General features: G+C 34.9%; 7 protein-coding genes. 4 read left to right on the forward strand and 3 right to left on the reverse strand.

Annotated features, from left to right (window positions below; genetic code table 11):
* Nucleotides 1-92: 92 nt before the first annotated feature.
* Nucleotides 93-2,282 carry a ribonuclease R gene (rnr, locus tag HCG49_RS15300; RefSeq protein WP_168470400.1) on the reverse strand — a complete coding sequence of 730 codons (2,190 nt, stop codon included), beginning with the start codon at nt 2,280-2,282 and terminating at the stop codon, nt 93-95.
* Nucleotides 2,283-3,031: 749 nt separating this feature from the next.
* Here rnr and HCG49_RS15305 point away from each other — a divergent pair.
* Together HCG49_RS15305 and HCG49_RS15310 are read left to right on the forward strand one after the other, a co-directional pair.
* Nucleotides 3,032-3,463, forward strand: coding sequence for an RpiB/LacA/LacB family sugar-phosphate isomerase (locus HCG49_RS15305; protein ID WP_168470401.1), 432 nt, complete (start codon nt 3,032-3,034; stop codon nt 3,461-3,463).
* Between the two features lie 3,790 nt (nt 3,464-7,253).
* Nucleotides 7,254-7,694 carry a GNAT family N-acetyltransferase gene (locus HCG49_RS15310; RefSeq protein ID WP_168470402.1) on the forward strand — a complete coding sequence of 147 codons (441 nt, stop codon included), beginning with the start codon at nt 7,254-7,256 and terminating at the stop codon, nt 7,692-7,694.
* 115 nt (nt 7,695-7,809) lie between these two features.
* On the opposite strand, the gene HCG49_RS15315 is transcribed toward HCG49_RS15310, so the two are convergent.
* Nucleotides 7,810-8,184, reverse strand: coding sequence for a hypothetical protein (locus HCG49_RS15315; protein ID WP_168470403.1), 375 nt, complete (start codon nt 8,182-8,184; stop codon nt 7,810-7,812).
* A gap of 458 nt (nt 8,185-8,642) precedes the next feature.
* On the opposite strand from HCG49_RS15315, the gene HCG49_RS15320 reads away from it, so the two are divergent.
* Complete coding sequence (locus HCG49_RS15320) at nt 8,643-9,839, forward strand: SH3 domain-containing C40 family peptidase (RefSeq protein WP_168470404.1); 1,197 nt, start codon at nt 8,643-8,645, stop codon at nt 9,837-9,839.
* Nucleotides 9,840-9,952: 113 nt separating this feature from the next.
* On the opposite strand, the gene HCG49_RS15325 is transcribed toward HCG49_RS15320, so the two are convergent.
* Nucleotides 9,953-11,014, reverse strand: coding sequence for a Gfo/Idh/MocA family protein (locus tag HCG49_RS15325; RefSeq protein ID WP_168470405.1), 1,062 nt, complete (start codon nt 11,012-11,014; stop codon nt 9,953-9,955).
* A 264-nt stretch (nt 11,015-11,278) separates the two neighbouring features.
* Here HCG49_RS15325 and HCG49_RS15330 point away from each other — a divergent pair, with 264 nt between their 5' ends.
* Nucleotides 11,279-12,394 carry an acyltransferase family protein gene (locus HCG49_RS15330; protein WP_168470406.1) on the forward strand — a complete coding sequence of 372 codons (1,116 nt, stop codon included), beginning with the start codon at nt 11,279-11,281 and terminating at the stop codon, nt 12,392-12,394.
* Nucleotides 12,395-12,431 lie beyond the last annotated feature (37 nt).

Consider the following 12,431-nt stretch of genomic DNA (forward strand, 5'->3'; position numbering starts at 1 on the left):
GCTGTAGACATCACCTGGAAACAAGATGTACTAAAAAATCTTGCTCCAGGTGTAATCCTTCCATTTTTAAACAAATTCTATGCGAACAAAATTTATTTATTTTTTCCTAGAAGCGAAAAATCTAAATGTCGTTTAATTAGATCGGAGTTCTTTACCATCACGATTACCTCGTCTCCTAATTGGTAGGTTTTTTTGTGTCTTTCCCCTACAATGGCGTATTCCTTTTCATCAAAGGTATAATAATCATCTTTGATATCCCTAATGCGGATCATTCCTTCGCATTTATTTTCTATAATCTCTACATAGAGTCCCCATTCGGTGACCCCAGAAATTACGCCAATAAATTCTTTGTCCTGGTGATCTTGCATAAACTTGATCTGCATATATTTTATAGAATCGCGTTCTGCATTGGCGGCCAAACTTTCCATGTCTGACGAGTGTTTACATTTATCTTGGTAAACATCTTCCTTTGCCGAAGCACCCCCATCCAAATAATGTTGCAGCAATCTGTGTACCATCACATCTGGGTACCTTCTAATGGGCGAAGTAAAATGGGTGTAATAATCAAAGGCCAATCCGTAATGTCCAATATTGTCCACGGTATAGATTGCCTTGCTCATACTTCTAATGGCGAGGGTATCGACCAAGTTTTGTTCCTTGCGTCCCTTTACATCTTCCAGAAGCTTATTTAGAGAGCTGCTAATAGATTTTCTATCTTTAAAGTTAAGGGAATGTCCAAAACGGGATACAATGCCGTTAAGGGCCATTAATTTATCTTCATTGGGTTCGTCGTGCACTCGGTAGACAAAAGTTTTTTCCGGTTTTGGCTTTCCAATAAATTGGGCAACTTTTCTATTGGCCAATAACATAAATTCCTCGATCAGTTTATTGGCATCCTTGGCTTCTTTAAAATATACGCCTACCGGTTCGCTATTTTCGTTCAGGTTAAACCGCACTTCTACTTTATCAAAAGAGATGGCTCCTTCACGCATGCGTTCCTTCCGCATAATTTTTGCAAGTCGGTCCATGGTCAAGGTTGCCGCAACGACCTCTTCACTGACACTGTATGCTTTTTCGCGAATCGAAATTTCTTCCGGAATATTTCCGTTTTGATTTTCGATAATATGCTGCGCCTCTTCGTAGGCAAAACGTTCGTTAGAATTAATGACCGTTCTTCCAAACCACTGATCTTTTATCTGGGCCTTGTCATCAATTTCAAAAATTGCGGAGAAGGTATATTTTTCCTCATTGGGTCTCAGCGAACATGCATTGTTCGATAAGACTTCCGGGAGCATGGGTACTACCCTATCGACCAAATAAACCGAAGTGGCCCTGTTGTAGGCTTCCTCGTCCAAAATAGAATCTGGCGTTACGTAATGGGAAACGTCGGCAATATGGATTCCGATTTCATAATTTCCGTTCTCCAAAATTTTAAAGGAAAGCGCATCGTCAAAATCCTTGGCATCTTTTGGGTCAATCGTAAAAGTAAGGGTGTCTCGTAGATCCCTTCTTTTTTCTATTTCCTCTTTTTTAATGGAAGTGTCCAACTGGTCCGCGAACCTTTCTACTTCTACCGGAAATTCATAGGGCAAACCATATTCTGCCAAGATGGCATGGATCTCTGTATTGTGCTCCCCTGGTTTTCCCAACACTTCGGTGATGGTCCCAAAAGGAGAATCGGCCTTGTCTGGCCATTCGTCAATTTCTACAATGACCTTATCGCCATTTTCTGCCGTCCCGATTTTTTCTTTTGGAATAAATATATCGGTATACATTCTGTGATCTGTGGGACGTACAAAGGCAAAACTTTTTTGCATCTCTACAATCCCCACAAAAACCATTTTATTGCGACTTACAATTTTGGTGATCTCGCCTTCTAATTTTTTTCCTTTTCTCTTTGGAAAAATATACACCTCTACGGTGTCTTTATGAAAAGCTTTTTTTAATTTATTAAAGGGAATAAAAACATCTTCATCCAATCCCTCTACAATGATATAGGCATTTCCTCTTCCGGTGATATCTACCCTACCGGTATGGTACGATTTTGTAGAAGCAATTGCCTTGTAATTTCCACGGCTTTCTTCTACGATTCTTTTTTTCTCTTTTAGCGACACCAATTTTTTGATCAGATCATTTCTGTCCTTGGTATCGGTAAGGCCAATTTTAGCAGCGATTTGTTTATAGTTAAAAGACTTTCCCGGTTCCTTTTCAAGAACAGTAAAGATTCCTTTTGTTATTTCGTTGCTTTTATTGTTTTGACCCTTCTTTTTTCTCTTCGACATTAATACTTATTATTTGTGGAAAATTACGAATTATAATCCATTGTCCTATCAATACGGAATCAACTTACCGTAAAACTTCTGCAACGTTCTTATCAACAATTATATAATACACTATTTTCTTTTTATTAAATTTAAAAAAAAACTGGTGGATATTATAGTTTGTTAATAGTTGCAATAAAATTATGATTGGAAATTTGTTTTACAGTATCTTTGGACTTTATTGACAAGTTATCCGATAGGACTTTTATTATAAATCAAGTTCTTAACACAGTTATTAACATGTGTTGATAACCTATATTAACATGAATTTTTTAATAAGTAAAGTTTAAATAATTGTTAACTACGAAAGCTTATTGTTTCATAACTTATTATTAGATTTTGAGAAGTAAATTATATTATGATGGTTTTGTTTTCTATAGGGAAATATAATCGAGAAATCAAAATTTACTATTTACTTTTTATCATCAGCTTGTTAACATTAGTGTTTTAAGCTTAAATAGCTAACTAACAAGCTTTTTCAGATTTTACAAAAATTATGATGTTAACAACCCTATTTGTGTGGTGAAAATGGACTTAGTTGTATATTAGTAATCAGCACATAACATCAAATAACGGCCTATTCGGCGCCTTGTCAACCATAAATGAATGGAACATAAAAAAGGCCCAATATCTACAAAATATACGGTCTTGGAGCATTGTTAATATCTCTCAAAAAATCTTATTCCAAAACATAAACGAGTACATTAAAAATGAAAATAGCCATCGGTAACGATCATGCGGGTACAGCATATAAACATGCCATTGTCGAACTATTAAATTCGATGAAAATAGAGGTCATTAATTATGGGACAGATCAATCGGAAAGTGTTGATTACGCGGATTTTGTACATCCGGTTTCCAAGGATGTAACAGCGGGAACAGCCGATCTTGGCATCATCATTTGTGGTAGTGGAAATGGGGCCTGTATGACCGCTAATAAGCACCAAAAGGTAAGGGCGGCCCTTTGTTGGACAACTGAGATTGTAAAACTGGCCAAAGAACACAATGACGCCAATGTATTGGGAATACCGGCAAGGTATGTCTCTTTGCCGCAAGCACTGGATATGGTTACTACCTTTATAAACACTTCTTTTGAAGGGGGCCGTCACCAAAACCGTATAGAAAAGATTCCTTGTTTATAGCGTATTATAGATTTAATAAACTGATATACAGTTCTTTTGTGTCGATTTGATTTAAAAGAATCGTTCTGATAAAATTTACAAATGGGGTTCCCAGCTTTAGCGGGAACCCCATTTCTTATTTATGCTTATTCCTTATTGTTTTTAACCTTGTTGATAACCTGTTAATAAGGTGATTATCAATATGTTGCAACAGTTAATTCCACTGTGGTTAAATTCGGATGTTTTCCTATATATATAGGTATGCGATTAGATTTACTACCTTAAATAAGTTCGAAATTTCATTTCCTTTAAGCCCTTACAACCGCTCTTATCTTCTTTCTAGAGGAGGTATCCTATACAGTAAAAGGATAACTTTTCTGTGATACAATTATAGTTTTAAAGGTGTTTCCCAACCTATGGAATAGCCTGATAAACAGCCCTTGTTTTTAAACTTTTCCTTAGATTCAGTACAGGTTAATAGAAAGAAAATAAACCGATATTTAAGGTTTTTATTGCCTTAAAACCTAGTATAAAATCACCTCTATTTAATGCGCTTTTACCATCGAAACATGCGTTATTTAAAGCTTTTTTCTATCTATTTACGGGATATATTTTAGGTGTTTTTAGATGGAATAAACCACAATAAACAGTCCGTTTTTTGGTTAAAAATTGGCGTTATTGTGGCGCTGGTTTGGGGCTGTTTAAAGATTGTAAATGTTATTTTTATATACCAATTTTTGCAAAATTTAGCCTGGAATAGACGGATGATTTAGGGCCGTTTTAAGGAGATAATAGGAGGAGGGAAGCTGTAAATTTTGACGGGTATTGGCATTTATATTCAGTAATAATTTGGCTGTATGCCATTATTATTTTGTTTTAAAAACTAGATTTTAAGGGTAGTCTGGGTGGATTTAAAGGTATATTTTGCCATAAATAAAGAGTTGTATTTTTCCTTATAAAGCTTGGATGTGATGTATACTTTTAAAATTTAAGAAAGAATTTTGGACAGATATAGATGAATTTTTTATAAAAATATAATCTAATTATATTTAGTTTTTTATCAATTTTTAAACAATCTGTAGGTTCTATAGAGTGTGTTTCCAGCTTTTAAAAAGTTGTACAAAAGAAATTTTTTGGGCTATAAACGAGGCTTATTATTGAATAAATATAGAAACTATTGCTTGGTGATTCTACAAATAATTATGACATATTGACGGAAATTATCCTTCTGTATTTCACTTTTGTGGTTGATTTTTACAATTATTTTAGGTCGATTTTGGCGGTAAATGGCCTTTAATAATCCTTTATTTATATCCTTTTTACCAGGATTAAGAACGCATTTTTTACTTAAATACAGCAAGTTTTTATACCTATAATTGGCGCTATTTATCCCTAAAAACATCCCCATTTCATAAAATTCTTGGTGCTTTTTGAGCCTTAAAAAATATTATTTTATGCTAATTTCATGGAAGAATAGCACTGTTTTTACTAAGAGTTTGCCGCCAAAAATGGCCGAATTAGGAACATATATTGGACTAAAATTTATTGTAAAAAGCTTATTTTCGAAGCTTATATTGGCCTTTTTTTAGGTTGGATTGTGGCAATTCTGGGGGGAATTGTGGTGTTTTTTACAGGGATTTTAAGTTGTATACAATGGAATTAATAGGTGTAAATTTGGGCAAAAAATCGCCTTGTGGTTCCAATTTTGGTGCGTTGTTTTGAGGAAAACTAACTATTAATTTTAGTTCATTTTAAGGTATTTTGACCTTTAAATAAGTTGAAAATTTATGTTCATATAGCTGTTTTTTTATCCAAAAAACTGCTCGCATAACGAATTCTATTTTTCAATTTAAGCACTTTTTTAAAGCTATAAGATCTCAAAAATCTGGTCATTTTTAGTTCATATTTTAAGGAGATAAGTATGGTTTTTCGGAAAAATATTAGGTTTGAATAAGCTTTTTTTTAGGGTTGTATATATAAATTAAGAGAGTTCTAAAGCTTGGTTTTTATCCCAATTTTTGCGTTTTAAACAGTTTTTTCTTGGGCTGTTTTACGTAAAATGAACCTTAATTGTTAGTGTTTTTTAGGGTAGGTTGGGCGTAATATAAAGCTAAATTTTATGTTTGTACCGCTGTTTCTACATCGGAAATATTCTTTATTTTATTAAAATATCTGCTCAAATGAGCACTATTTTTAGGCTAAATATCCCCTGAAATAGGATCATTTTCTGTCCTTATTTTGGTTGAATAAGGGAAGTTTTTTAAGTGAGGTTTAGGTCTAATTATGGCTTTTTATAACGGTTGTATTTATAAAATAAATGAATTTCAATGGTTATATTTTATTCAAATCTTTAAGTTTAATACTGTCTTTTCTTGGGCTGTTTTAAGTAAAATGTACCTTAATTGATAGTATATTTTAGGGTAGGTTGGGCGCAGAATAAAGGCAAATTTTATGTTTGTACCGCTGTTTCTACATCGGAAATATTCTTTGTTTTACTAAAAATTTTGCTTAAATAGGCACTATTTTTAGGCTCGATGAACCCTGAAATGGATGATTTTCTGTCTTTGTTTTCAATGAATAAATGAAGTTTTTTAGATGATATCTAGCTCTAATTATGGCTTTTTATAACGGTTGTATTTATAAAATAAATGAATTTTAATGGTTTTGTTTTATCCAAATCTTAGCGTTTTATACAGTCTTTTCATGGGCTGTTTTAACTAAAACGAACTTTAAATTCAAGTATATTTTGGATTGGTTTTGCCTTAAAAAGAGTTGGAAATTTATGTTCCTACAACTGTTTTTACAGTAGAATTCTTTTTTAATATTTATCAAAATAAGGTCTCTTTTAGGGTTAAGTTACCTCTGGATTATAGTTGATTTTCGTTCTCATTTTTGATAAATACAAGAAATAATTTAGAAGAGGTTTGGGTCTAAACAAACAATTTTTCTAAGATTTTATTTATGAAATACGGATATTTTTGTTTTAGTTTTTGATCTAATTTGTACGAGTTAAAGGCCATTTAAAAGTTCTAATTTAATAAATGAGAGCTGTGATTACCTTCAAATTATGGCTTAAGTTAAACTTGAATTGAGGTATATATTAATGTTAAGACAACTAAATTCGTAGCTAATATTTTCCCCGTTCTTTATGTTTTTTTTAAAATGGGACTAAATTTAGGTTCGTAAATACTTAAATTAAGCCTAGGTTTATCCTTTTTTAAGGAATAGGCATGGAGTGAAGGATCAATGCCTATTTTTTTACCGTACACAAAGTTCTTTGATGTCGACAATTGTAAAATGATCTAAATTTTTGGCCATAATTTTTTAAAAGAAATCAATACTGTCCTAAATAATATTTAGATGATATAGAATTATCCATTCTAGGGCTAAGCTGTATCTAGAAAATAAGGATGGGTGTTCTTAGGGTAGATTTGTTTGCATTAATTTTAGTAATAATTATTTCTTTTTATTGGGCTTGCCCTTACTTTTAAATGTAACTGAAATTAAATGAGAAAATGTCCTCATTCCCAAAATTGTGCAGGTTTATGGAACCATTTTAGAATAGTTCCTAAGATTTTAATAGTAATAAGGGGTCAATTCATGAAATGTTTAACCTTGGAGTGATGTTATATGAAGGAAAAAATAAGACGCCTTGCGAGATAGTTTTGCACAAAATAAGGATATAGGAAAAAAAAGATCAGCATTTAAAACCTGGAATTCCAATTTTAGTAGCTTTATCATCTGATTGGTTAGAAGTAAAAATTTGGATATCATGAAACAGCTTATCTGTACATATATATAAGGAGTGGTTATGGAAATAGATATAAAAACGTTTAGTGATTTAAATACGGACGAACTGTATGACATCTTGCAATTGAGGTCCGAAGTTTTTGTGGTAGAACAAGATTGCGTATATCAGGACCTGGACGGGAAGGATAAAAAGGCCCTGCATATTATAGGGCGTAAAAATGATGTCATAGTCGCGTATACCCGTGTATTTAAGGCTGGGGATTATTTCGAAGAGGCCAGTATTGGTAGGGTAGTAGTTAAGAAGAACCAACGTTCTTATGGCTACGGGGAAGTAATTATGAAAGCCTCTATAAAAGCCATAGAAACTTATTTTGACACCAAAACCATCAGAATTTCTGCCCAGCAATATTTGATGAAATTTTATAATTCCTTGGGCTTTCAAGTTTTTGGAGAAGGCTATTTGGAAGACGGAATTCCGCATATAGGAATGAAAAAAAAATAGCCCTTATTTACTCGACAGGGAATAATTAAAGGGCTAATACTAAATCTTATTGTTGTATGGCCCAAAAAAAATACTTGGGCAAAATGTGTACAATTAGGGGAAATGCGGGAATCTACTAAATTTTAATAGGCGTTTTATCGCTTAAATTAATATCCTCGAGCATATTATCGGTAAACTTGTAATGGCCTTTGGTCGTAATAATTTTAAAATGATTAGATTTCATACGGCTCAACGTATCTAAAAACAACCATTTAGATTTTAGAAGAAGTGGTCGGCTGGATTTTAAGCTAATCTCAAAATAATACTTTTTACCATTTTTAGTGGCCACAATGTCCGGCGTGATTTTAGTGTCACTGCCCTTTTTTAAATAAGATTTAGGGATGTCATATCCTTCTAAATCTGCTTTGATCTTCTCAAAACCGTGTGCTTCTAAATGCGTTATCGATTTTTTTAAGAATGCCGCGTTTTCTTCTCTTTCTACTTGTACCATTGATTGTTTTTTAGTGAACTTCTAATTTAATTAAATTTACGTCCAATTCCTAATTTAACAGATTCATTAACAACACTTTAGTATCTGGTTTTATTTAATGCAAAAAAGCAGTTTCTCGGATGCCTTGCCATTAGCCTCCCATAAAAGAATGTGGCTAAGGACCTTAGGATATTAGCAGTATTTATCTTGTGCTTTTACCTATAGTGATCCCATGGTCTTAGGCTAATTAGGGCTGATTTTAGGTAGGTAGTAAATAGGTACTATTTTTTATTGAGCTCTTCCTAAATATATGAGAACCTAAGGATGCCATTTCTAAAAATACAGAAAGCAGGGAAAAAGGATATTTAAAGGATAATTTGAAGCAATTAATGTCTCTTTTGCAACCCATTATCATTTAATTTCCTATTTTTCAGAAAAGGAAATCGTTTTAAAAAATAATACACTTTAAAATAAGGAAAATGAATAAAAAACAAATTTACATTGGGGTACTAGGGCTTTTTTTAAGCTTTTTTATGTCCTGTAAAACTGAAATTAATAAAGAAGACGATACCTTGGACAAGCTGATTGGGGAAGTAAAAGAAAACTTTGCCCCGGATAAAAGGGTGGCATTATTTGACATTTCTTTTTCAGAAAATAAGGACGGAATTATTCTTAAAGGAGAATCTGATATGGTAGCCGCCGTGGATGCCCTTAAACAAAAATTAGACGCCCATAAAATAACCTATATAGACAGTGTACAGCATTTACCTGCTAGTTCCTTAGCAGAAAAGCAAGGACTTATAACCATTTCGGTGGCTAATTTAAGGGGAAAACCGGCACATTCCTCGGAATTGGTTACTCAGGCCACTTTGGGAACGCCCGTAAAAATATTAAAAAATGAAGGCGATTGGTTACTGATTCAGACCCCAGATAATTATCTGTCCTGGGTAGATAGAGGGGGAGTTAAAGGGGTATTGCCAGCTGAATTTTCAAAATGGAAAGCGGCCGAAAAAATTATTTTCCTGTCCACCATCGGTCATGCCTATACCGAAGCAGATGAAAGTTCGCAGGTGGTTTCCGATATGGTTGCCGGGGGGATATTAGAATATTTAGGGGAAGAAAAGGGATTCTTTAAAGTACAATTTCCCGATGGGAGACAGGCTTTTGTAAACAAAAAAGAAGCCATGGAGTACGATACCTGGTTAGAACGCTTAGATCCAAGTCAGGAATCCTTGGTCAATACTGCTAAAACCTTAATGGGGGTACCGTACCTATGGGGAGGAACATCGACCAAAGGGGTCGATTGTAGTGGCTTTACCAAGAGTATTTATTTTTTAAATGGGATTGTTTTACCAAGGGATGCCTCCCAACAAATACATACGGGGAAACAAGTAGATGCTAAAAAGGATTTTGACAAATTAGTACCTGGAGATTTATTGTTTTTTGGAAAACCGGCTACCGATACTACCAAAGAACGCGTCATTCACGTAGGAATGTGGATTGGAAACAATGAATTTATCCACTCTGCCGGGAGGGTACATATTAGTAGTATGGACAAGGATGCGCCTAATTACGACGCCTATAATTACAACCGTTACTTACGATCTAACAGATACCTAAATGAAGCTAAGGACGGCTTAATAGAATTAGTAAAAACTCCGGTCTTTAAAGATTAAAAGAAAGTAGTAAATCCATTCTCCCTTCAAAATTGATTTGAAACGGAGAATGGATTTTTTAGATACTATACCCTTATTGTAGCCTTACAAGGGCGGCTAGGGTAGTGCGGTCCTTATAAAAATACTGTTTTACCGGTTTTGACGGATTCATCGGCAGCCAAAACAATTTTTAAACTATTGACGGCATCCTGCAAATGTGCCGACACGTCTATATCTTCCCGAATTGCCTTTAACAAATACTCTTGTTCTAGCAGGCAGAGTCCATCATGATCGGGTTCATCTGCCGTAGGAACGACTTCATCTTTTTTTATAAATTCTCCCTGTTCATTTAATTCACTGTGATGTAATTTAAGGCTATTGGTTTTGGTATGCCCTTCAATATCTTGCGAGGCACCTTTGGCTTGGTCAACTATAGAAACCGAACCTTTAGGACCAATGACATCCTTAATAAACACGGCCGTTTCACTCATCATAGGTCCCCAACCGGCTTCGTACCAGCCTACAGAACCATCTTTAAATCGCACTTGTAACTGTCCATAGTTATACATAGATGAGTCTATCTCCTCACTGAGATTAACACCTATAGCACTTACACTAATAGGGTAAGATTGGGTCATTAGACACATAATATCTACATAATGCACCCCACAGTCAACGATAGGCGACATAGAATGCATCAATTGTTTGTGGGTATACCATTTATCGCCAGAACTTTGTTGGTTAAGGTTCATACGCATCACCAAGGGTTTCCCCAATCCACGCGCCATTTCAACAAATTTTGTCCATGATGGATGTACCCTTAGGATATATCCTACCACCATTTTCAGGTTTTTTTCTATGGCCAAGGCCACCAATTCCTGGGCTTCCTCTACGGTCAGGGCCAAGGGTTTCTCTACAAAAACATGGGCTCCTGCTTCCAAACTTTTTCGAACATATTGGGCATGGGTATCCGGATAGGTATTTATCGATACCACATCGGGTTTAGTAGTTTCCAAGGCCGTGCTAAAATCGGCGAAGGTAGCTAATCCGCCCAATTCTTTGGAGAGTCTTTCCCTGCTTTCCGGTTTTCGGCTCACCAAACCAACAATATCAAAATCTGGCAGTTGGTGATAGGCCCTGGCATGGGAAACACCCATGTTTCCGCAACCTACTACCAATGTTTTTAAAGTTTTCATGCGTTTTCTTTTAAATATTCAACGGATTCCACCTGCAAATTAAGAAAAGAAACCAAATTTAAAGAACCCTTTTTGGCACAATGGGCAATATGTGAAAAATTTGGGACTACCATTCTTTCTTTCATCGTTTCTCTTTATAAAAAAGTAGTAAATTACGACTAGTTTTTCCGTTTGTACTCAGATAGTTCCGGACAAATCACCAACCAAATAATAGGGTATAGGCGCCCTTACTTTATATAAAACCAATGCATCAATTTTTCTAAAATGACCAAAACTACCCAAACTACCACTGCGCTTTCCAAAAGATTATTATCCTTGGATGTATTTCGCGGGCTTATCATGTTTTTATTAATTGCCGAAGCAGCAGGCTTTCACCATAGTATAGGAAACCTTGCCAAGGAGTTTAATTTTATACAACCCTTTGCCAAACAATTGCAACATCATTCATGGAATGGGCTGCGTTTTTGGGACTTGATACAACCTTATTTTATGTTTATAGTAGGGGTGGCCATGCCTTTTTCCTTGCGAAAAAGAATGGCTAGAGACAGTAAACAACAAGTAAGGGCCCATATTGTAAAAAGGTGCCTATTGCTTTTTGGCTTTGGCGTATTATTACACTGTGTCTATAGCCATGCGCTAGTTTGGGAATTATGGAACGTATTGGTGCAATTGGCTTTTACCATTACCATTGCTTTTATAATTATGGATAAATCGGCGGCTTGGCAAATCTATTTTTGTGTCGGAATACTGTTGCTTACCGAAATATTATACCGCACCTATAACCCACAAGATCCTTTTGTTCAAGGGGAGAATTTTGGATCGTATATGGATATGATATTGATGGGAAAAATTAATGGAGGTGGATGGGTCACCATCAATTTTCTCCCTACGGCGGTACATACGATTATGGGGGTACTATGTGGTCAATTATTACTTTCCAACAGTACTTCTTCAAAAAATATAAAGCTTTTGTTGGTGTGGGGAGCTATTTTATTGGTATTGGGCTACGGTATGGATATAGTAGGTGTTACCCCCATAATTAAGCGTATTGCCACTACTTCTTTTACCTTGGCTTCAGGAGGATGGGCCTTGCTGACCTTGGCCTTGTTTTATTGGTGGATAGAGGTGAAGAACAATAAAAACGAATGGCTCTCCATATTTTCTGTGGTGGGAACCAACGCTATTTTTATTTATTTGTTTGCAGAAACGGTAGGAGTACAGTGGTTTAGAAAATTCGGACTTATTTTTACCCAAGGTATCTTATCGCCAATGGGGGTGGGCGAAGTGATCATTATGGTGATCAATTCCCTTTTTGTATTATTTATTTTCTGGTACCTGACCTATTTTCTGAACAAGAAGAAAATATACTTTAAGATATAAGCGCTGCTTTAAGAGACATCACAGATTGATATCCCTT

It is taken from the genome of Arenibacter sp. 6A1 (assembly GCF_012272855.1).
Classification (GTDB): Bacteria; Bacteroidota; Bacteroidia; order Flavobacteriales; family Flavobacteriaceae; genus Arenibacter.